The sequence below is a fragment of the Streptomyces himastatinicus ATCC 53653 genome (assembly GCF_000158915.1).
Classification (GTDB): Bacteria; Actinomycetota; Actinomycetes; order Streptomycetales; family Streptomycetaceae; genus Streptomyces; species Streptomyces himastatinicus.
The window spans coordinates 1,012,148-1,031,464 of the sequence record NZ_GG657754.1 but is presented as its reverse complement, the minus strand read 5'-3'; the positions used below and the strand labels follow the sequence as shown (position 1 = coordinate 1,031,464).

The following is a 19,317-nucleotide window of genomic DNA, read 5'->3' as shown; positions in this document are numbered from 1 at the left end:
CACCCCTGATGCTTTGACGGAACGTCAGTAGCCGTTCGGGGTGGGGGCGTTCTGGGCCCGGTCCACGGGCAGATGCGCGCCCGAGACCCCGCTGGAGGCGTCGGACAGCAGAAACGCCACGACCCGGGCGACCTCCAGCGGGGTGACCAGCTCGCCGCACGGGACCTCGGCCGTGAACCGGGCGTACCGCTCGGGCTCCGAGGCGCGCATACGGTCCCAGCGCTTGCCGGGGATGAGCATCGAGCCGGGCGAGACGGCGTTCACCCGGATGTGGTCCGGGCCCAGTTCGCGGGCGAGTGAGGCCGCCAGATGGATCTGCGCTGCCTTGGCCGCCCCGTACTGCGCCTGCGGCCCCGGTTTCCACCCGGAGATGGAGGCGATCACCACCACCGAACCGCCGCCGCCGCGCCGCAGATGCGGCACCGCGGCCTTGACCAGTCGCGCCGCATGACCGACGTTCAGCTCCCAGGTCGTGGACCAGTCCCCGGCGTCCGCCTCCTCCAGCCCGCGGCCCCGTGCGCCACCGGCACACGCCACCACGCCGTCCAGCCCGCCGAAACGTTCCGTCGCTGCCTGGACGAATGCCTCCAGCCGGTCCGGTGCGGTGAGGTCGAGGGCCTCCGTGAACACCGCCCCCGGCGCTTCCGTATGTAACGACGCCTCAAGGGCCCCTAGATCCTTGGCCGTTCGCGCGCAGGTGGCCACCCGCGCCCCGGCCGCGGCCAGCAGCCGCACGATCTGTTCGCCCAGCCCCCGGGTGCCCCCGGTGACCAGCACACGCTTGCCGTCCAGGCGGAACACATCGGACGGACCGGGCCCCGGGCCCGGGGCGGATTCCCCGCCGCGGTCGCCGCTCACGCCTGCCCCGCCAGGGCCGTACAGCCCGAACCACTACGCCCGTACAACCGGACAACCCCCATGCCCTCTCGCCCACCGGTCGGTTCAACCGTTTTTCTACATGACGGTGACCGATGACGCTGCGAGCTGCCTTCGAAGGAGGAACCATGCCGGTTTCCGGCACCAAACGCGACCGCGTCGACTCCGTCCGTGGCAGCCGGTCCAGGCGGGTCGGACGGGGGACGCGCACCAACCGCCACCGGCTCAGATGCAGCGCCGTCAGTCGCCAGCAAGCGCCTACCCGCGTAACGGAACATCAACCACCCCATGTGCCTGTATGTCATGAGAGCCCACAGACCGACGAGGACGGACACCGTGAGCCGATCCCTCCCAGGACTGCCGCAGCGGCCGGCACCGGCCGATGACGAGGACCTGGGGCGCGACCGCCCTGCCCTCGCGGTGTCCGTCAACCGCCACTGCATCCGGATCACCGGGCCCGAACCGCGCGGGGAGGGGACGATGAGTGCCCTCGTCACCCGCCGGCTCTTCCGGGCCGAATTCCCCGCCTTACCCGACCGTGCCGCCGCGGTGCGGCGCATGGTCACCGGCCATCTGAACGACTGGCGGCTCGGCGCGCTCGTGGACGGCGCCGTCCTCGCCACCAACGAACTGTTCGCCAACGCGGTCGAGCACGGCAGCTCCGGCCCCGGCGACACCGTGATCATCACCGTCTCCCTCGAACTCTCCGCCGGACACCTGGCCCATGAGCTGCGGGTCGAGGTGGCCGATGGCTCGCCCGTCATCCCCATCTTCCGCAGTGCCTCGCTGACCGAGGAGTCCGGCCGCGGCCTCGCCATCGTCGACTGCCTGGCCAGCGACTGGGGCACCGAGCCGCCGGACCCGGGGGGCGAGGGGAAGAAGGTGTGGTTCACCCTGCCGCTCGAGCGCGCCTCATGAGCCCTGTGGGCGGCACCGTGCAGACCGATGCGGCCGACTGGCTGCTGTCCGCCAGCGACGACCCCGGCCGGGTGCGGCTCCAGTGGGCCAGCGGTGACGGCCTCGCCGATCTGCCCGTGGGTACCGTCTTCGACCTGGTCCGCATGGCCGACGACATCGGTACGGCCGTGATCCAGGCCCTCCAGCGGCGCGACGCCGCGACCGGGCCCGTGATGCTGGCGACCTCCAGCCATGTGCTGACCTTCCTCGTCCCGCCCGGCTCCGCGGCCGAGTGGAAGCGCTGGCTGGCCGGGACCCCGTACGCACGCCGCCGCACGGTCGCGGCGGCCGGGGCGGGCCGGGTGCTGCGGTGCCCCCGCCCGGGGTGCGTGCGGCGCGGGCACGTCTGGCTGACCCGTCCCGGGGACGGCCTCACCGACAGCCGTACGCTCCGGGCCGCGCTGGAGGAGGCGGCGGGGCGGTAGGGGCCTTAGCGCCACCCCGCCGTATCCGCGCAGGTGGGGACGTAGCATCGTGTCGTGGCATGAACACCATCGCCCTCTGGGAACTGGCCGTGCTCGCCGGTGCGGCCCTGCTCGTCGGCTTCTCGAAGACCGCCGTCAGCGGGGCCAACACGGTCAGCCTCGCCGTCTTCGCGGCCGTACTGCCCGCCCGTGAGTCGACGGGGGTGCTGCTGCCGCTGCTCATCGTCGGCGATGTGCTCGCCGTCTTCACCTACCGGCGGCACGCCCACTGGGCCACCCTGTGGCGGCTGCTCCCCGCGGTCGCCGTCGGTGTGGTGGCGGGCTGGGTGTTCATGCTGTGGGCCGACGACGCGGCGGTGCGCGTGTCCATCGGCGCGATCCTGCTGTTCATGGCCGCCGTCACGGTGTGGCGGCGGCGTACGGGGGCGGACGCGGCGGCCGCCCGGCCGGCCGGTGCCGCCGGGGGCCGGGTCAAGGCCGGTTCGTACGGTGCGCTCGGCGGGTTCACCACCATGGTCGCCAACGCGGGCGGCCCGGTGATGTCCCTCTATCTGATCTCCTCCGGCTTCCAGAAGCTCGGCTTCCTGGGCACCTCGGCCTGGTTCTTCTTCATCGTGAACGTGTGCAAGGTGCCCTTCAGCGTCGAACTCGGCCTGATCGACGGCCACTCCCTGCTGCTGGACGCGGGCCTCGCCCTCTTCGTGATACCCGGCGCCATTCTCGGCAAGCTGTGCGTCGACCGCATCGACCAGCTGCTCTTCGAGCGGCTGGTGATCGCGGCGACCGTGCTGGGCGGATTGCAGCTGCTGCTGCGCTGACGTCCCTCTCTTAGTCCCAGGCCGCCCGGTGGGCCTTCGCGAAGTCCCGGAACGACCGCGGCTCGCGGCCGGTGATCCGGAGGACCGTGTCCGTCGTACGGTCCTCCGCGCCGCCCCGGATGTCCTCGTCCAGGCCCGCCAGCACCGCCGCGAACTCCCGCGGAATCCCCGCGTCCGCCAGCCTCTCCCGCAACGCCCCGGGCGTCACCGTGACATGGCTGACCCGGCGTCCGGACACCTCGGCCACGATGCGCGCCGCGTCCGCGTAGCCGATCGCTTCCGGGCCGGTGATGACGTGGTCCGTGTTGTGCGGGCGGTCGTCCAGCAGGGCCCGGACGGCGACGGCGGCGATGTCGTCCGCGTCGACGAAGCCGACCCTGCCCTCACCGGTGGCGGTGACGATCCAGCCGTCGCCGCGGATGGCATGGGCCACCGCGTGGTCGCCGGTGAAGTTCTGCATGAACCACGACGGCCGCAGCACCGCCCACTCGGGCACCGTGTCCCGTACGAGCCGGTGCAGCGCGCCCAGGCCCGGCGCGTCGGCGGGGATCGCGGAGGAGCTGAGCAGCACCACCCGCCGTACGCCCCGGTCGAGCGCGGCGGCGAGGAACGGTTCGACCACGGGCACCGGGTCGGCCTCGCCGACGGGGGCGACGAGGTATATCCGCTCCACCCCGGTCAGCGCGGCGGCATGGGTGGCCGGGTCGTACCAGTCGAAGCGCACCCCGTCCGGGCCCGCCTCCGGTGCGGGGCGCCGGGCGGCCGCCCGGACCGCCGCGCCGCGCTCCCGCAAGCGCCGTACGACGCGCGAGCCGGTGTTCCCGGTCGCGCCGGTGACCAGCACGGTGGGTCCGGCAGTGGACTCAGGCATCGGTCCGGCCTCCCTCGGCGGCGAAGCTCAGCCCGTCGTTCAGCATGAGCGGATTCCAGTAGTCCCGGTACGAGACGATCTCGCCGCCCTCGACGGTGATGACGGCGACGTAGTCGATCCGGAGCGGGCGGCCGGTGGGGACGGCGACGGCCTCCACCGTGAACTCCACGATCAGGACGCCCGGGTCCGCGGTCCGGTGCACGGTCTCCTGGACGACGGCCCGCAGATCGATGTGGTCGGTGTAGTCGCGCACGTAGTCCCACACCGCCTCGCGCCCCTCCAGCCTGCGGGGCCAGCCGGGCGGGGCGAACGGGAACTCCATGGTGCCGCCCTCGGCCCACAGATCCGCGAAGCCCCGCATGTCGTGGGCGAGCAGGAGCTTCTTGATCCGCTCGTACACCCTGACGCGTTCGTCCATGACGCTTGCCTTCCATTGAACGGACGGGACGGTGCCGTCCCGTCGGCAATGTAAACAGAACGGTACCGTCTCGTCCATCTGCTAGGGTCGGCCCATGCCGGAACCCACCCGCCCCACCTCGTCCACCCGGCGCGTCCCGAGCGGCGCCGCCACGCTGCGCCCGGCCAAGACCGAGGCCATCCGCGCGGCCGTGCTCGACGAACTCGCCGAACAGGGCTACGGGCGGCTGTCGATGGAGGCCGTCGCCAAGCGGGCCGGAGTCGGCAAGAGCGCGCTGTACCGGCGGTGGCCCTCCAAGCAGCAGATGGTCATCGATGTCGCGTCCGAGCTGAGCGTCGCGATGGTCGACCTGCCCGACTCCGGATCGCTGCGCGGGGATGTGCTCGCCGCGCTGCGGGCGGTCGCCGACTGGCTGACTCATCCAAGGTTCAGCCGGATCATCCCGGACCTGATCGCCGAGGCGCGCCGGGACGAGGCGCTGGCGGAGGCGCTCGCCACCGGCATCGGCGGACCGCGCCGCGCCCGCGCGGTCGCGCTGCTGGACCGGGCGGTGGCGCGCGGTGAGCTGCCGCCGGAGACGGACCGCGAGCTGGCGCTCGATCTGCTCGCCGCGCCGGTCTACTGGCGTATCGCGGTGCGGGGCGTGCCGCCGGAGCCCGGCTATCTGGAGCGCGCCGCCGACCTCGTCGTGCACGCCCTGTCGTTCCGACCCGCGGGGGAGTAGTTCCCCGGAGCCGTCCCCGTATGGGCCTGGAAAACAGGGCGGTGCGGGGAAGGCGCCCGCATCATCCTGGGGAGGGCGATCCGTCGCCCGCGGGGCGGCCGCGCCGCGCACTGGCCAACCGACCGCGACCCGAGGAGCCCCCATGCCCACAGGTCTCTCCGTGCACATCGGACTCAACCAGGTCGACCCCGTGGCGTACGACGGCTGGAGCGGTGAGCTGAACGCCTGCGAGCAGGACGCCACCGACATGGCCCGGCTCGCCGATGCCGCGGGCTTCGAGGTCACCGACCCGCTGCTGAGCGGCGCCGCCACCGCCGAGGCGGTCACCTCCGCGCTGGAGACCGCGGCCGGGCGGCTGGCCGAGGGCGACATCCTCTTCCTCACCTACTCCGGCCACGGCGGCCAGGTGCCCGACCTCAACCACGACGAGACCGGCGACCGGCTGGACGAGACCTGGGTGCTGTACGACCGCCAGCTGGTCGACGACGAGCTGTTCGCGCTGTTCGGCAAGTTCGCCAAGAGCGTGCGGATCTGGATGCTCTCCGACAGCTGCCACAGCGGTACGGTCGCCCAGCAGCTGCCCGAGCTGCTCAGCGCGGGCGAACTCGGCCGGCGCTTCGCCACCGAGGACCCGCGCGAGGTCGGCAGGAGGCTGCGGGCCATGCCACAGCCCGTGCAGTCCGCCGTCTACGCGCGCGACCGCGACCTCTACGACCGCATCCAGAACACCCGCACCGCCAAGGACCTCGCGAAGATCGACGCCAGCGTGCTGCACATCTCCGGCTGCCAGGACAACCAGACCTCCGCCGACGGCACCGTCAACGGACTGTTCACCGGCACCCTGCTGGAGGTGTGGCGGGGTGGCGCGTTCGTGGGCAGCTACCGCGCGCTGCACCGGGAGATCGTCAAGAGGATGCCCCCGGACCAGACCCCCCATCTGTTCCTGGCCGGAGCCCCGCGCCCCGCCTTCGCCCGCCAGCGCCCGTTCACCATCTGACCGTGCCCGCATCCCCCATCGGTGGTGCGGCGGTGCGCGCGGCGAGGTATGACAGAGGGAGGGCACGGCGAGCCGGTGAGGTGCCGGTATGACGACGCATGACCGTCTTGACCAGGACAGCGAGGCGGACCCGAAGGGTGGGGACGGTCTGACGACCGTCGCGGGCGGGGTGCTCGACCTCCTGCGGGTCGCGGCCGTGGTGCTCGACGCCGACGGCCGCATCACCCTGTGGAGCCCCGAGGCGGAGCTGCTGTTCGGCTATTCCGCGGCCGAGGCGCTGGGGCGCCGCGCGGACCATCTGCTCGTCCGCACGGAGGACCGGCGGGCGGCCAGGGACCTGTTCGCCCGGGTCCGGGCGGGTGACACCTGGGCGGGCGTCTTTCCCGTCCGGCGCCGGGACGGCACCACCGTGCGCGTCGAGTTCCACACCATGGGCCTCCACGACAGCCACGGCGACGCGTACGCCCTCGGGCTGGCCGCCGACGAGGCGACCGTACGGCGGGTCGAGACCGACCTGGCCGTATCGGGCCTGCTGATCGAGCAGTCGCCCGTCGGGCTCGCGGTCTTCGACACCGAGCTGCGGTGGCAGCGCGCCAACCCGTCGCTCCAGAGCATGAACGGCATGCCCGAACCCCTGGTGCGCGGGCGCCGGATCAGCGAGATGCTGCCCGGGCTCGACACCGACGCCATCGAGACCGCCATGCGGCGCGTCCTGGCCACCGGGGAACCGATCCTGGACCAGCAGACCATCGGCCGGACTCCCGCCGACCCCGACCACGACCACGCCTGGTCGGAGTCGTACTACCGGCTGGAGGACGCCGGTGGCCGGGTCCTGGGCATCGCCGTCTCCGTCATCGACGTGTCCGAACGCCACCGGGCGGCCAGCGAGGTCGCCGAGGCGCGCGAGCGGCTGGCCGTCGTCGCCGACGCGGGCGTCCGTATCGGCACCACCCTGGACCTGCGGCAGACCGCCCAGGAGCTCGCCGACGTGGCGGTGCCCCGGCTCGCCGACCTCGCGGCCGTCGACGTCCTCGACGCGGTGGTGCACCGCGAACCCGTGGCCCGGGTGCGCAGCGACGGCTCGGCCCGCTTCCGGGCGCTCGCCGTCGCCGCGGGCTACCCCACCGAGGCCGTCCACGCCGCCGATACGGTCGGCGAGATCGCCCGCTACGGCGCGAACCGCCTGATCGCCCAGTGTGTGCGCGACGGTGCGCCGATCCTGGTGCCGCACACCTCCGAGCAGGACATACGCCGTATCGCGCGCGACGAGGCCGCGGCCGATGTGCTGCGGCGCGAGGGCGTCCACTCCTACATCGCGGCCCCGCTCATCGCCCGCGGCGGCGTGCTCGGCACCCTCAGCCTGCACCGCACGGTCAACACCAAGCCGTTCGACCAGGACGACCTCACCCTCGCGTGTGAGCTGGCCATGCGCGCCGCCCTCGCCATCGACAACGCCCGGCTGTACGGGCGGGAACGCGACGCCGCGCTCACCCTCCAGCGCAGTCTGCTGTCCCTGCCGCCGCGCGACCTCGACGGCCTGGAGACCGCCTCCCGCTATCTGCCCGCGGTCAGCGCGGCGGGCGGCGACTGGTTCGACGTGCTGCCGATGAAGGACGGCCGGGTCGGGCTGGTCGTCGGGGACGTCATGGGCAAGGGCATCCACGCCGCCGCGATCATGGGGCAGCTGCGCACCGCGACCCGCGCCTTCTCCAAGCTCGACCTGCCGCCCGTCGAGCTGCTGCGCCACCTGGACGAGATCACCCAGAGCCTGGGGGACTCCATCGCCACCTGCCTGTACGCGGTCTGCGACCCCCGCACCGGACACTGCGAGCTGTCCACCGCTGGCCATCTGCCGCCGGTCCTGGTCCACCCGGACGGCGACGCCGAGCTGATCGACACCCCCAGCGGCGCACCGCTGGGCGTCGGCGGCGTCCCGTTCGCCGCGGTCGACTGCGAACTGGCCGAGGGCGCGGTGCTGGCCCTGTTCACCGACGGTCTGGTGGAGAAGCGGCACGAGTCGCTGGACGTCGGACTGCACACCCTGGTCCAGCTGCTGCGCCGCCATCACCACGGCCCGCTGGACCGGATCTGCGACCAGGTGCTCGCTGCGCTGCACGGGGCGCCGGACGACGATGTGGCGCTGCTGCTGGCGCGGCTGTGCGGGCGCTCGCCCTCGGCCGCCTCGCCGCCGCCGGGGAAACGTGGTTACGGTGAAATAGTCCGCATCTTCGTATACGACCGTAAATGCCACCTTGGGTGGTGTCCCATGCACCGGATCGCCCGCGGTTCCGCCGTTCTGATCACCCTGATCGCCGTGGGCCTCGGCACCCCGGCCGCGGCCCTCGCCGTCGCGGAACGGTCGCCGGAGCCGGAGCGCGGACCCGAGCCGCAGGTCGCCGTCATCGGCACCGGCGGCACCATCGCGGGCGTCAGCAAGAGCCGGGTGTCCTTCCAGAGCTACGAATCCGGACAGCTCCCGGTGTCCCGGCTGGTCGAGGACCTCAGGCCCGAGGTGAACCGGCTCGCCGACGTCACGACGCGGCAGTTCGGCAACAAGGACTCCAACGACTACTCCCTCCCCGAGTACCGGCGGCTCACCACCGCGGTCGACGACGCGCTGCGCACCAACGACGCGGTCGTCGTCACCGCCGGCACGGACACCATGGAGGAGTTCGCGTACTGGCTGGACCTCACCGTCCGCAGCGACAAGCCCGTGGTGCTCACCGGCGCCCTGCGCCCCTGGACGGTCATCGGCTCCGACGGCCCCGCCAACCTCTACAACGCGATCCGCCTCGCGGCGAGCGGCCGTACCACCTGCTTCGGCACCGTCGTCATGCTCAACGACCAGATCCAGGCCGCCCGCGAGGTCCGCAAGGCCGACGCGCTGCGGCTCAACGCCTTCACCAGCGGCAGCAGCGGTGAGCTGGGTGTCGTCGACCAGAACCAGATCCGCATCGACCGGGCCCCGGCGCGCGTCCAGCAGTGCGGCAAACCGGGCTGGAAGACCCCCTTCGACCTGGACCGCATCGCCCGGCGCCCGCTGCCGAAGGTCGAGATCGCCTACAGCTACCAGGGCGCCGGGCCCGAGGCCGTCAAGGCGTTCGCCGACGCGGGCGCGGCCGGTGTCGTCACCGCGGGCACCGGCGCGGGCGGCCTCTCCCCGGCCATGACGGAGGCCCGCGACGACGCCGTGAAGAACGGCGTGCTCTTCGCGTCCGCCTCCCGCACCGGGTCCGGCGCGGTGTACGACCCCCACGTACGCGGGGTGGTCGGCGCGCAGGACCTGACCCCGCAGAAGGCCCGGATCCTGCTCACGCTGTCGCTGGCGCGGACCCACAACGAGGACCGGATCCAGCACTGGTTCACCACCCTGGGCGCGGAACGGCTGGTGTCGCCCCGGCGGTAGATCAGGTCGTTGGCAGGAGATCCGCGGCCGTGACGCGATGGAGGTGGATCAGCACGTCGAACTGGCGCCCGAGCGAGGTTTGGTAGGGGTCCTCCGGCCAGGCGTTCCCGATGGAGCGGGTCAGCCGCTTCGTCAGCAGCCAGTCTCGTGCCGGTTCGGGTACGGCCCGCAGATCGACGTAGTAGTCACCGCGCGAGACGCGCTCCAGCACCTCCTCATTGCTGCCCGCGCCCAGCGGCTCCACGGAGAAGCGGCGGTAGGGCTCCTTCGGATCCGTCAGATCCATCGCGTTGAACGAGCCCTGCCCGAAGGTGTAGCCGATGTTCACGTACGCGGCCCCGACCGTCTCGCGCAGGAACTCCCCCTGGGTCTTCGGATACTGCTCAGGGTTGTCGGACTCGTAGGAGACATGGCCGTTGTGGGCGGACAGCAGCATCCGGTGGCCGGTGTGCCGCTGCCACCACACGGTGTTCTCCGCCATGATCTGGTCGCGGTAGAGCATGGCCCGGGCGATCTTCTGCGGATCGGAGAAGTCGTAGTACGCGTAGAGGGTGCCCGTCTGGGAGATGGCCCTGGCGTGCTGGAGAGCCCACTCGTACGCCTTCCGGTCCCCGTCCGGCCCCTGCGCCCGAAGCAGCTCGTAGGCGCGCCGCACATCCGTGGCCGTCCGTTCGCGCTCGGCGATGGGCTTGGCCAGATTCTCGTTGACGGTCTCCTCCACGCTCCCGGTAGGCCGGAGCGCGCGGTAGGAGCGGCGGAACTCCGGCAGCAGCCGCGGGTGGTGGGCGGACACATAGTCCGTGACCGCGTCGAAGAGCTGAGGTCCCGCGTAGCCGTTGTCCTCACCCATGAACCGCACGGGGTGCCCGGGGTGGCGGACGTTGTGGGCGCGCATCCACCGCAGCAGATCGAGATACTCGCGGGTGTTCCAAATCCGGTACGAGCTCTGGAACTCCTTCCGCATGATCTTCTCCGGGTCGCCCTTCCCGTACAGCACGTACGAGTTGAGGACCAGGCCGGTGGACCAGGGCGCCTCCAGCGCGAAGGTGGTGAAGCCCTTCTCTTCGACGAGGTACCGGAAGACGCGGCGCTTCATCGTGAAGAACTGCCGGGAGCTGTGCGTGGCCTCACCCAGTCCTACGATCTTCGCCGAGCCGACCATGCGGCCGAGCGGGCGCAGATCGCCGCCGGGGGCGCCGGGCTCCGTGGTGCGCAGCGGCTGCGCGACGCGCGCCAGTTCGCGCACCGGATCGGTGGTGGTCCTCGCGTTCGCGTGCGCCGACGGGGTGGCGACTGTCAGTGCCAGCAGGAGCAGCAGTAGCCGATGTAATCGATGTGATCTGTGCGATACAGGCATGGATCAAGGCTGCCGATGGCGGCAGGTCCCGGACAGCCTGCCACCGTCAGTTCTCCTCCTGGGGATAACCACAGGTCCGCGGTAGCGCAGATGCCCCGGGGTGTGTCCGGGCGTCATCGTCAGGAAGATCCGTGCCAGTGACGACAAAGTGGACTGGCCGCCCGCCTACGCGCCGCGGAACGTGTAGCGGTACGCGCTCGGGGACACGCCCAGCGCGTCGCGCAGGTGCATCCTCAGCGACGCCGCCGTGCCGAAGCCCGCCTCGGCCGCCACCTGGTCCACCGGCAGATCCGTCTCCTCCAGCAGCTGGCACGCCCGCTCGACCCGGCGCTGGGTCAGCCACCGTACGGGCGTCATGCCGACCTCATCGCGGAACCGGCGCGAGAACGTCCGTACGCTCATCGACTCGTGCGCGGCCAGCTCCGCCAGCGTCAGCGGGCGGTCGAGGCGGGTCAGGGCCCAGGCCCGCGCCTCCCGGGTGGAGGAGCCGTGCGGCGCGGGGACGGGGCGGCGGATGAACTGGGCCTGGCCGCCGTCGCGGTGCGGTGCCACCACGGCGCCTCGCGCTACCTCGCCCGCCACCGCGGAGCCGTGGTCGAGCCGGATCAGATGCAGCAGCAGATCGATGCCGGAGGCGTCCCCGGCGGAGGTGAGGACGTCGCCCTCGTCGGCGTACAGGACGTCCGGGTCCAGCTCGACCGAAGGGAACAGCGCCCGGAACTGGTCGGCGGCCTGCCAGTGCGTCGTCGCCCGGCGGCCGTCCAGCAGCCCGGCCGCGGCCAGGACGAACGCGCCGGTGCAGATGGAGGCGATGCGGGTGCCGGGCCGCCGGATGCGGGTGAAGGCGTCGGCCAGCGCCGGGCCCAGACGGCCCTCGGTCTGCGGCTCGTCCTTTTCGTTGGCGGCCGGGACGATCACCGTGTCGGCCTCGGCCAGCGCCTGGGGCCCATGGGCGACGTTCACGCTGACATCGGAGTCCGTACGCACCTCACCGGGCACCAGCGCACACGTCACCACCTCGTACAGCGGCTCGCCGGACGCCGAGACGGCCCGGCCGAACAGGCGGTGCGCCATGCCCAGCTCGAACGGCAGCATCCCGTGCCGGACGAGCACGGCCACCCGGTGGCGGTCCGGATGAGTGAAGACAGCCATGCCGCGATTCTCGCACCTGACGCGCGGTTCAGTGCTTGGCGCGGCTCGGCTGCACCCGCTTCGGCTCGCCCTTCATCTTGGGGTGTTCCGGCGGATACGGAAGGTCGCCGAGCCCGTGGTCCCGCTCGTCGCGGTCGGCCAGTTCCAGCGCGGACTCCAGCCGGTACGCGTGCTCGTCCATGTCCGCGTGGACATCGCCCACCTCCCGGTAGCGCACCGGCATGGTGGCCAGGTCGAAGTCGCGCGGTCGGGCGTCGGGCACCTCGTCCCAGCGCAGCGGCGCGGAGACCGGGGCGTGCGGCCGGGGGCGTACGGAATAGGCGCTCGCGATGGTGCGGTCCCGTGCGGTCTGGTTGTAGTCCACGAAGATCTTCTCGCCGCGCTCCTCCTTCCACCACGCCGTGGTGATCCGCTCCGGCGCCCGCCGCTCCAGCTCGCGCGCGACCGCGATCGCCGAGCGCCGCACCTGGGTGAAGGTCCACTCCGGGGCGATGGGCACGAAGACGTGCAGCCCCCGCCCGCCGGAGGTCTTGGGCCAGCCCCGCAGCCCCAGCTCGTCCAGCACCTGGCGCAGCTCGCCCGCGGCCCGTACCGCGTCTCCGTACTCGGTGCCCGGCTGGGGGTCGAGGTCGATGCGCAGCTCATCGGGGTGTTCGGTGTCCGGGCGCCGCACCGGCCACGGGTGGAAGGTCAGACAGCCCAGGTTGGCGGCCCACACCACGGCCGCCGTCTCGGTGGGGCACAGCTCGTCCGCGTACCGCCCGCTGGGGAAGGAGATGCGGCCGGTCGGGATCCAGTCGGGGAGGTTCTTCGGCGCCCGCTTCTGGAAGAACGATTCCCCCTCCACCCCGTCCGGGTAGCGCTCCAGCGTCGTCGGCCGGTCCCGCAGCGCGCGCAGCACACCGTCGCCGACGGCGAGGTAGTAGCGGGCGAGGTCGAGCTTGGTGAAGCCCCGCTCCGGGAAGTACACCTTCCCGGGGTTGGACAGCCGCACCGTGCGCCCACCGACGTCAAGCTCCACCGTCTCTGCCATACACCAACGCTAGGTCCACTCCGCCCGCTCCACCTCCCGGCGGGCGCGCGGGTCCCGGCGGCCGCACAATCGAAGACATCATGGACCTTCCGGTGATGCCCCCGGTGGCACCGATGCTGGCCAAGTCGGTGGCCACGATCCCGCCCGGTATGCGGTACGAGGCGAAGTGGGACGGCTTCCGGGCCATCGTGTTCCGCGACGGGGACGAGATCGAGGTCGGCAGCCGCACCGGCAAGCCGCTCACCCGCTACTTCCCCGAACTCGTCGACGCCTTCCGGACCCATCTGCCGCCGCGCTGCGTCCTGGACGGCGAGATCGTCATCGCGCGCGAGGGGCGCCTCGACTTCGACGCCCTCCTGGAGCGCATCCACCCCGCCGACTCCCGGGTGCGGATGCTGGCCCGTACCACCCCGGCGGGGTTCGTCGCGTTCGACCTCCTCGCCCTCGGCGACACCTCGTACCTGGACGCACCCCTCAGCGAGCGCCGCGACGCCCTGACCGAGGCGCTGCGCGAGGCCGCCGACCCCGTCTTCACCGCCCCCTGGACCGACGACGTCGACGTGGCCAGGCGGTGGTTCGACCACTACGAGGGCGCCGGGCTCGACGGCATCGTCGCCAAGCGCCCCGACCTCGGCTACCGGCCCGGTGAGCGCGTCATGGTCAAGGTCAAGCACGAGCGGACCGCCGACTGCGTGGTGGCGGGCTTGCGGCTGCACAAGTCCGGACCGGTCGTCGGCTCCCTGCTGCTCGGCCTGCACGACGCCACCGGCCGCCTCCAGCACGTCGGCGTCTGCGCCGCCTTCCCGATGCGCCGCCGCCAGGAACTGATGACCGAACTGGAGCCGCTGCGCATGGAGTCGGTCGAGGGGCACCCGTGGGCCGACTGGGCGCGGGAGGAGGCGCACGCGCAGAGCCGGATGCCGGGCGCGCCCAGCCGCTGGACCGGCGTCAAGGACCTGTCCTGGCTGCCGCTGCGCCCGGAGCGGGTGTGCGAGGTGGCGTACGACCACATGCAGGGCGACCGCTTCCGGCACACCGCCCGGTTCCGGCGCTGGCGGCCCGACCGCGAGCCGGGGGACTGCACCTACGCACAGCTGGAGGAGCCGGTCTCGTACGACCTGCGCGAGGTGCTGGGCACCTGAGGCTTCAGCGCTGGGTACCTGGGTTCAGCGTTGGGCGTCGCGCTGCTCGGCCATGCGCGCGAACCAGTCCCGCGCCGCCTCCGCCGCCTGTTCCAGCGCCCCGGGCTCCTCGAAGAGGTGGGTCGCCCCGGGCACCACATGGACCTCGTGCGGCGCGGCCAGCATCGCGGCGGCCTGCTCGTTCAGCCGCAGCACCTCGTGGTCGTCCCCGCCCACCACCAGCAGCACCGGCGCGCGCACCCGGTTCAGCACCCCGCCCGCCAGGTCCGGGCGCCCGCCCCGGGACACCACGGCCCGCACCCGCTCCGGCCGCTCCGCCGCGGCGGTCAGGGCGGCCGCCGCGCCCGTACTGGCTCCGAACAGGCCCACCGGCAGTCCGCTGGTGCCGGGGTGCCCGGCGAGCCAGTCGACCGCCGCCACCAGCCGCCGCCCCAGCAGCGGGATGTCGAAGCGGTGCTCCGCGGTGATCGCGTCCACCCGCTCCTCGGCGTCGGTGAGCAGGTCGAACAGCAGCGTCGCGAGCCCCGCCCCCTGGAGCACAGCGGCCACCGCGCGGTTGCGCGGGCTGTGCCGGGAACTGCCGCTGCCATGGGCGAAGGCCACCACGGCGGAGGGGTGCTCGGGAAGGGCCAGATCGCCCACGAGCAGGGCGTCGTCCGCGGCGATACGGGCGGTCTCGGAGCGCATCGGCACCTCCTGCCGGGAGCGTGGTGGGGCTGTGCGGGCTACGCGTGGGCCAGCAGGCCCTGGCGCAGCTCGCTGTAGAGCCGGGACAGTCTGCGGGATATGTGCATCTGGGAGAAGCCGAGGATCTCGCCGATCTGGCTCTGCGAAAGCCCGGCGAAGAACCGCAGGTAGAGCACGTAACGGTCCTGTTCGGAGAGGTTCGCGATGAGCACCCGCAGCGACTCCCGGTTGACGACCCGTTCGATCGCGGCGTCGTCCGCGCCGACCGTCTCGGCGAGCAGCCGCTCCTCGGCACCCTGCACCGCGGCGTTGAGGGACAGCGGGGTGCAGGAGGCGCTCGCCTCCAGACCGGCGCGTACGTCCTCCTGCGGCATGCCGGTGCGGGTGCTGATCTCCCCGACGGTCGGGGTACGGCCGCCCAGCTCCTGTTCCAGCGCGTCGCGCGCCGAGCGGGTGCGGGAGCGGACCTCCTGGATGTTGCGCGGGATGTGCAGCGTCCACAGATAGTCGCGGAAGTGCCGCTTCAGCTCGCCGGTGATGACGGGGATCGCATACGAGGGGAAGGCGTGGCCGAGGTCCGGGTTGTAGCGGTCGACGGCCTTCACCAGGGCCAGCGAGGCGACCTGGGTGAGGTCCTCCATGTTCTCGCCCTTGTTGCGGAAGCGCAGCGCCAGGCGCTTGGCGACGGGCAGCCACTCGCAGATGATCGCCTCGCGCAGCGCGTCGCGCTCCGGCCCGGACGGCAGCCGGGACATGCGCAGAAAGGCGCCGCCGGTGTCGGGGGTGTCGTCATGGCGTCGGCGGCGAGTCGCGGTTGCTGGCATGGTCACTCGCCTCCGTGGTCCGATGTCACGGCCTGCCCGCGGCACAGCGGTGAAGCGGTGAGGTCCCGCTCTGAGAGGGCGATCGGTTTCACGGTCGGTTCTGCCGGTCGCAACCAGGCTCGCATGCCCCCCAAGGTCGTGCAATTCGGCCAAATCGCCCCACCATTCCTGCATCTTTGGGGGTAATTGTGACGCTGGGTGATTTGGTATCGGGGCGGTGGGTATCCGCCGGGGATGGACGCCACCCTTCGTCTCGCCCAGCAGCCCGAGGCCGACGCCCTGCTCGCGCGCAGCCCCCTCGCTCTCCTGACCGGCATGCTGCTCGATCAGCAGGTGCCCATGGAATGGGCGTTCACCGGCCCGTACACCATCGCGCGGCGGATGGGCGCCGACGACCTGGACGCCCATGAGATCGCCGCGTACGACCCCGAGCGGTTCCCGGAGCTGCTGTCGGAGAAACCGGCCGTGCACCGCTACCCTGGATCGATGGCCAAGCGGATCCAGCAGCTGTGCCAGTACCTGGTCGAGCCTACGACGGCGACGCGGCCGCCCTGTGGCGCGACGCCCCCACCGGCGCCGAACTCCTCAAGCGGCTGAACGCGCTGCCCGGCTACGGCAAGCAGAAGTCCCAGATCTTCCTGGCCCTGCTCGGCAAGCGGTTCGAGGTGCGGCCCGAGGGATGGCGCGAGGCGGCAGGGTCGTACGGCGAGGAGGGCTCGTACCGCTCGGTGGCCGACATCACCGGACCCGAGTCGCTGGGCAAGGTGCGCGCGTACAAGCAGCAGATGAAGCAGCAGGCCAAGGCGCGCGGCGCCGGGTCCTGAACACCGGGGATACCGGGAATACCGGGGTCAGGCCGTGCCGAGCGCGTCGCGCAGGGTGTCCACGGTCAGGGTGAGCGCGGCCCGTGCCGCATGGGTGTCCCGCAGCGCGTCGAGCATCAGGAAGTCATGGATGATGCCCTGCATGCGCAGCGCGGTCACCGGCACACCGGCGTCGCGGAGCTTGTTCGCGTACGCCTCGCCCTCGTCCCGCAGCACATCGGCCTCACCGGTGATGACCAGCGCGGGCGGCAGCCCCTTGAGCTGGCCGGGGTCCGCGCGCAGCGGGGAGGCGGTGATCTCGGCCCGCTGCGCGGGGTCGGTGGTGTACTGGTCCCAGAACCACTTCATGCCCTCGCGGGTCAGGTAGTACCCGTCGGCGAACTGGTCGTACGAGCCGGTGTCGAAGTTCGCGTCGGTCACCGGGTAGAACAGCACCTGCTGGACGGGGGAGATGTCGCCGCGCTCCTTGGCCAGCAGGGTCAGCGCGGCGGTCATGTTGCCGCCCACCGAGTCCCCGGCCACCGCGAGCCGGTTCGCGTCGAGCCCGGCGCCCTCGCCGTGCGCCACGATCCACTGCCCGACGGCGTAACACTGCTCCAGGGCCACCGGGTAGCGGGCCTCGGGGGAGAGGTCGTACTCGGGGAACACCACGGCCGCGCCGACTCCGACCGCCAGCTCCCGGGCCAGCCGGTCATGCGTGTGGGCGTCGCCGAACACCCAGCCCGCGCCGTGCACATAGAGGATCACCGGAAGGGTCCCGGAGACATTCGGCGGACGGATGATCCGCGCCTTCACCCCACCGACCGGAATCCCGGTGACGCTGATCCACTCCTCGTCCACCTCGGGCTTGGGCACCTCGCCGGACTGGAGCTCGTCGACCGTCCTGCGGCCCTCCGCGGGCGACATCTGGTACAGATACGGCGGCTTCGCGGTGGCCTCGGCGAACGCGGCGGCCGCGGGCTCCAGGACGGGGCGGGACGGTGCGGTGCGCGGCATCTGCGGCTCCTTGGCGGTCCGGGATCCGGTCCGGGATTCGACCATCTCACCGCCACCGCGCCCGCACGCGTCCGCTTACGCCAGCAGGGGGAGGAGTGTGCCGCGGATCAGGTCAGCGGCCCCGGCGCCGGAGAGGGATCGGGGACCGGATCGGGGCCCGGGGGATGGGGGACCGGGTCCGGGGACGGGCCCGGAAGCGGCCCCGGAGTGGGCTGCGGCGGCTCCGGCGGGGGCGACGGCACCGGGTCCGGCGGCGGTCCCGGCGGCGGACCGGGCACGGGCCCCGGCGCGGGTCCGGGCTCCGGACCGCCCGGGCCGGGCGACGGGGTCGGGTTCGGCGGCACCGGGTCGTCGGGCTGCGTCGGGTCGGCGGCGGAAGTCGGGTCGGTGTGCCGTGCCACGGTGTCCTCCAAAAGCTCGTGAGACGGTGGCCACGTCCTGCCTGCGGGGCGGATGCCCCGGGGGGGGGCGGGTGCCCGATATCCCCGGGGCCACGCATGGCTCCGGCGCCTCCCACCGTACGCCGCGAGACGCCGTACGCGCCGTCAGTCGGCGTCCGCGATCACGACCTCGACGCCTCCGGCGCGCAGCGCCCCGATCTCGTCCGGGTCGGCGCCGCCGTCGGTCACCAGGATCCAGCCGGGCGGCAGCCGTATCCAGGTGTGGAACGGGCGCCGGCCGACCTTGGCCGCGTGCGCCAGCACGTACACCCGCTCGGCGCGCCGGGCCATCAGCTCCTTCAGCCGGGTCTGGCGCAGATCCGCCTCGCAGATGCCGTGTTCCGCCGTCACCCCGTCGGCGCCCAGGAAGACCCGGTCGAACGTCATGCGCTCCAGCGCCGCCTCGGCGAGCGGGCCCAGGAAGCTCTGGCTCAGCGGCCGGAGCGTACCGCCCAGGCACTCCACCCGCACGGACTCTACGTCCGCCAGCTCCTGGAGCGCGGTGAGCCCGGTCGTGGCCACCGTCAGCCCCTCGGCGGTGCGCAGCTCATGGGCGAGGGCGCCGACGGTCGAGCCGGCGTCCAGCAGTACCGTCTCGCCCGTACGGACGGTCGACGCCGCCCAGCGGGCGATGGCCTGCTTCGCCTCGAACGCCTCGCCGGTGCGCTGGCGCAGCGACGCCTCGGGGTGGGCGACCAGCGCCATCGCCCCGCCGTACGTCCGCGCCAGCCGACCGTCGGCGGTCAGCTGGGCGAGATCACGGCGGATGGTGGAGGCGGTGACCCCGAACGTGCTCGACAGCTCCTCCACGCTGGCCAGGCCCGTGGTCGTCGCGAGGTGGACGATCTGGTCGCGCCGGGCCCGTGCTCCCTGTACCGGCAATGTCATGTGTCCTTCTCGGTCACTGGTTTCACTGGGCGGGCGAGGGCGACATCTCGGCGGCCTGCCGCAGCGCCTCGATCATGCTACCGGCGTCGGCCTTGCCAGTACCGGCGATGTCGAACGCGGTGCCGTGGTCAACGGAGGTGCGGATCACGGGCAGGCCGACGGTGAGGTTCACCCCGGCCTCCAGGCCCAGCACCTTGACCGGGCCGTGCCCCTGGTCGTGGTACATGGCCACGATCAGGTCGTAGTCGCCGCGCCCGGCCAGGAAGAAGGCGGTGTCGGCGGGGAGCGGTCCGCGGGCGTCGATGCCGTCCTTGCGCAGCACCTCCAGCGCGGGCACGATCTTCTCCTCCTCCTCGCCGTAGCCGAACAGCCCGTTCTCCCCGGCGTGCGGATTGATGCCGCACACCCCGATCACCGGCTCCGGGGTCCCGAACCCGGACCATCGCGTCGTGGCCGCGGCGCACGGTGCGCTCGACCAGCCC

The 19,317-nt window shown here is 72.5% G+C and carries 18 protein-coding genes and 2 pseudogenes; 9 read left to right on the top strand and 11 right to left on the bottom strand.

Annotated features, from left to right (window positions below; all coding sequences use genetic code 11):
* Window positions 1–24: 24 nt before the first annotated feature.
* Window positions 25–858, bottom strand: a complete 834-nt coding sequence (locus tag SSOG_RS03750) for an SDR family NAD(P)-dependent oxidoreductase (protein WP_009712874.1) — start codon at window positions 856–858, stop codon at window positions 25–27.
* Between the two features lie 354 nt (window positions 859–1,212).
* On the opposite strand from SSOG_RS03750, the gene SSOG_RS03745 reads away from it, so the two are divergent.
* From SSOG_RS03745 to SSOG_RS03735, 3 genes are read left to right on the top strand one after another with little or no spacing between them, the layout of a single operon-like run.
* The gene (locus SSOG_RS03745) at window positions 1,213–1,794 is read left to right on the top strand and encodes an ATP-binding protein (protein WP_234365210.1); all 582 of its coding nucleotides are present in this window, start codon (window positions 1,213–1,215) and stop codon (window positions 1,792–1,794) included.
* On the top strand, window positions 1,791–2,258 hold the full coding sequence (locus tag SSOG_RS03740; RefSeq protein WP_039936494.1) for a hypothetical protein: 468 nt from the start codon (window positions 1,791–1,793) through the stop codon (window positions 2,256–2,258). The genes SSOG_RS03745 and SSOG_RS03740 overlap by 4 nt, the downstream gene beginning before the upstream one ends.
* Window positions 2,259–2,317: 59 nt before the next feature.
* The gene (locus SSOG_RS03735) at window positions 2,318–3,076 is read left to right on the top strand and encodes a sulfite exporter TauE/SafE family protein (protein WP_009712871.1); all 759 of its coding nucleotides are present in this window, start codon (window positions 2,318–2,320) and stop codon (window positions 3,074–3,076) included.
* 10 nt (window positions 3,077–3,086) lie between these two features.
* On the opposite strand, the gene SSOG_RS03730 is transcribed toward SSOG_RS03735, so the two are convergent.
* The gene (locus tag SSOG_RS03730; protein ID WP_009712870.1) at window positions 3,087–3,947 is read right to left on the bottom strand and encodes an NAD(P)H-binding protein; all 861 of its coding nucleotides are present in this window, start codon (window positions 3,945–3,947) and stop codon (window positions 3,087–3,089) included.
* Window positions 3,940–4,365, bottom strand: a complete 426-nt coding sequence (locus tag SSOG_RS03725; RefSeq protein WP_009712869.1) for a nuclear transport factor 2 family protein — start codon at window positions 4,363–4,365, stop codon at window positions 3,940–3,942. The genes SSOG_RS03730 and SSOG_RS03725 overlap by 8 nt, the downstream gene beginning before the upstream one ends.
* A gap of 94 nt (window positions 4,366–4,459) precedes the next feature.
* Between SSOG_RS03725 and SSOG_RS03720 the strand changes: the two genes are divergently transcribed.
* The 4 genes and pseudogenes from SSOG_RS03720 to SSOG_RS55585 all read left to right on the top strand — a co-directional run bounded on the left by SSOG_RS03720 (window position 4,460) and on the right by SSOG_RS55585 (window position 9,492).
* Entirely contained in the window at window positions 4,460–5,089 is a 630-nt protein-coding gene (locus SSOG_RS03720) for a TetR/AcrR family transcriptional regulator (RefSeq protein ID WP_009712868.1), read from the top strand.
* A 142-nt stretch (window positions 5,090–5,231) separates the two neighbouring features.
* Window positions 5,232–6,086: a caspase family protein gene (locus SSOG_RS03715; RefSeq protein ID WP_009712867.1), complete on the top strand. Its 855-nt coding sequence runs from the start codon at window positions 5,232–5,234 to the stop codon at window positions 6,084–6,086.
* An 88-nt stretch (window positions 6,087–6,174) separates the two neighbouring features.
* Window positions 6,175–8,250, top strand: a pseudogene (locus tag SSOG_RS55590) (SpoIIE family protein phosphatase); the annotation flags it as partial.
* A 102-nt stretch (window positions 8,251–8,352) separates the two neighbouring features.
* The gene (locus SSOG_RS55585) at window positions 8,353–9,492 is read left to right on the top strand and encodes an asparaginase (protein WP_167542567.1); all 1,140 of its coding nucleotides are present in this window, start codon (window positions 8,353–8,355) and stop codon (window positions 9,490–9,492) included.
* A 1-nt stretch (window position 9,493) separates the two neighbouring features.
* Here the strand turns inward: SSOG_RS55585 and SSOG_RS03705 are convergent, their stop codons facing one another.
* The 3 genes from SSOG_RS03705 to ligD all read right to left on the bottom strand — a co-directional run bounded on the left by SSOG_RS03705 (window position 9,494) and on the right by ligD (window position 13,034).
* A complete protein-coding gene (locus SSOG_RS03705) occupies window positions 9,494–10,849 on the bottom strand; it encodes an erythromycin esterase family protein (RefSeq protein WP_009712864.1) in 1,356 nt (451 codons plus the stop codon).
* Window positions 10,850–11,014: 165 nt separating this feature from the next.
* Window positions 11,015–12,001, bottom strand: coding sequence for a GlxA family transcriptional regulator (locus tag SSOG_RS03700; protein WP_009712863.1), 987 nt, complete (start codon window positions 11,999–12,001; stop codon window positions 11,015–11,017).
* A 28-nt stretch (window positions 12,002–12,029) separates the two neighbouring features.
* On the bottom strand, window positions 12,030–13,034 hold the full coding sequence (ligD, locus tag SSOG_RS03695) for a non-homologous end-joining DNA ligase (RefSeq protein ID WP_009712862.1): 1,005 nt from the start codon (window positions 13,032–13,034) through the stop codon (window positions 12,030–12,032).
* Between the two features lie 80 nt (window positions 13,035–13,114).
* On the opposite strand from ligD, the gene SSOG_RS03690 reads away from it, so the two are divergent.
* A complete protein-coding gene (locus SSOG_RS03690; protein WP_009712861.1) occupies window positions 13,115–14,176 on the top strand; it encodes an ATP-dependent DNA ligase in 1,062 nt (353 codons plus the stop codon).
* A gap of 24 nt (window positions 14,177–14,200) precedes the next feature.
* On the opposite strand, the gene SSOG_RS03685 is transcribed toward SSOG_RS03690, so the two are convergent.
* Complete coding sequence (locus SSOG_RS03685) at window positions 14,201–14,863, bottom strand: dienelactone hydrolase family protein (protein WP_009712860.1); 663 nt, start codon at window positions 14,861–14,863, stop codon at window positions 14,201–14,203.
* 38 nt (window positions 14,864–14,901) lie between these two features.
* Window positions 14,902–15,687 (bottom strand): SigB/SigF/SigG family RNA polymerase sigma factor, encoded by a 786-nt coding sequence (locus SSOG_RS03680; RefSeq protein WP_039940596.1) that lies wholly within the window; start codon window positions 15,685–15,687, stop codon window positions 14,902–14,904.
* Between the two features lie 234 nt (window positions 15,688–15,921).
* On the opposite strand from SSOG_RS03680, the pseudogene SSOG_RS03675 reads away from it, so the two are divergent.
* Window positions 15,922–16,511: pseudogene (locus tag SSOG_RS03675) on the top strand (HhH-GPD-type base excision DNA repair protein).
* Between the two features lie 27 nt (window positions 16,512–16,538).
* Here the strand turns inward: SSOG_RS03675 and SSOG_RS03670 are convergent.
* The 3 genes from SSOG_RS03670 to SSOG_RS03660 form a co-directional block, all read right to left on the bottom strand.
* A complete protein-coding gene (locus tag SSOG_RS03670) occupies window positions 16,539–17,507 on the bottom strand; it encodes an alpha/beta hydrolase (RefSeq protein WP_009712857.1) in 969 nt (322 codons plus the stop codon).
* Window positions 17,508–18,052: 545 nt separating this feature from the next.
* On the bottom strand, window positions 18,053–18,835 hold the full coding sequence (locus SSOG_RS03665; protein WP_009712856.1) for a DeoR/GlpR family DNA-binding transcription regulator: 783 nt from the start codon (window positions 18,833–18,835) through the stop codon (window positions 18,053–18,055).
* Window positions 18,836–18,857: 22 nt separating this feature from the next.
* A partial coding sequence (locus SSOG_RS03660; protein WP_245606217.1) for a PdxA family dehydrogenase occupies window positions 18,858–19,317 on the bottom strand: 460 nt, incomplete at its 5' end.

Excerpts from the sequence above, each read along its gene's own strand:
- ligD (WP_009712862.1), bottom strand. The coding sequence starts at position 13,034 with ATGGCAGAGACGGTGGAGCTTGACGTCGGTGGGCGCACGGTGCGGCTG.
- SSOG_RS03725 (WP_009712869.1), bottom strand. The coding sequence starts at position 4,365 with ATGGACGAACGCGTCAGGGTGTACGAGCGGATCAAGAAGCTCCTGCTC.
- SSOG_RS03730 (WP_009712870.1), bottom strand. The coding sequence starts at position 3,947 with ATGCCTGAGTCCACTGCCGGACCCACCGTGCTGGTCACCGGCGCGACC.
- SSOG_RS03665 (WP_009712856.1), bottom strand. The coding sequence starts at position 18,835 with ATGACATTGCCGGTACAGGGAGCACGGGCCCGGCGCGACCAGATCGTC.
- SSOG_RS03690 (WP_009712861.1), top strand. The coding sequence starts at position 13,115 with ATGGACCTTCCGGTGATGCCCCCGGTGGCACCGATGCTGGCCAAGTCG.
- SSOG_RS03735 (WP_009712871.1), top strand. The coding sequence starts at position 2,318 with ATGAACACCATCGCCCTCTGGGAACTGGCCGTGCTCGCCGGTGCGGCC.
- SSOG_RS03670 (WP_009712857.1), bottom strand. The coding sequence starts at position 17,507 with ATGCCGCGCACCGCACCGTCCCGCCCCGTCCTGGAGCCCGCGGCCGCC.
- SSOG_RS03705 (WP_009712864.1), bottom strand. The coding sequence starts at position 10,849 with ATGCCTGTATCGCACAGATCACATCGATTACATCGGCTACTGCTGCTC.
- SSOG_RS03680 (WP_039940596.1), bottom strand. The coding sequence starts at position 15,687 with ATGCCAGCAACCGCGACTCGCCGCCGACGCCATGACGACACCCCCGAC.
- SSOG_RS03700 (WP_009712863.1), bottom strand. The coding sequence starts at position 12,001 with ATGGCTGTCTTCACTCATCCGGACCGCCACCGGGTGGCCGTGCTCGTC.
- SSOG_RS03740 (WP_039936494.1), top strand. The coding sequence starts at position 1,791 with ATGAGCCCTGTGGGCGGCACCGTGCAGACCGATGCGGCCGACTGGCTG.
- SSOG_RS55585 (WP_167542567.1), top strand. The coding sequence starts at position 8,353 with ATGCACCGGATCGCCCGCGGTTCCGCCGTTCTGATCACCCTGATCGCC.
- SSOG_RS03720 (WP_009712868.1), top strand. The coding sequence starts at position 4,460 with ATGCCGGAACCCACCCGCCCCACCTCGTCCACCCGGCGCGTCCCGAGC.
- SSOG_RS03685 (WP_009712860.1), bottom strand. The coding sequence starts at position 14,863 with ATGCGCTCCGAGACCGCCCGTATCGCCGCGGACGACGCCCTGCTCGTG.
- SSOG_RS03715 (WP_009712867.1), top strand. The coding sequence starts at position 5,232 with ATGCCCACAGGTCTCTCCGTGCACATCGGACTCAACCAGGTCGACCCC.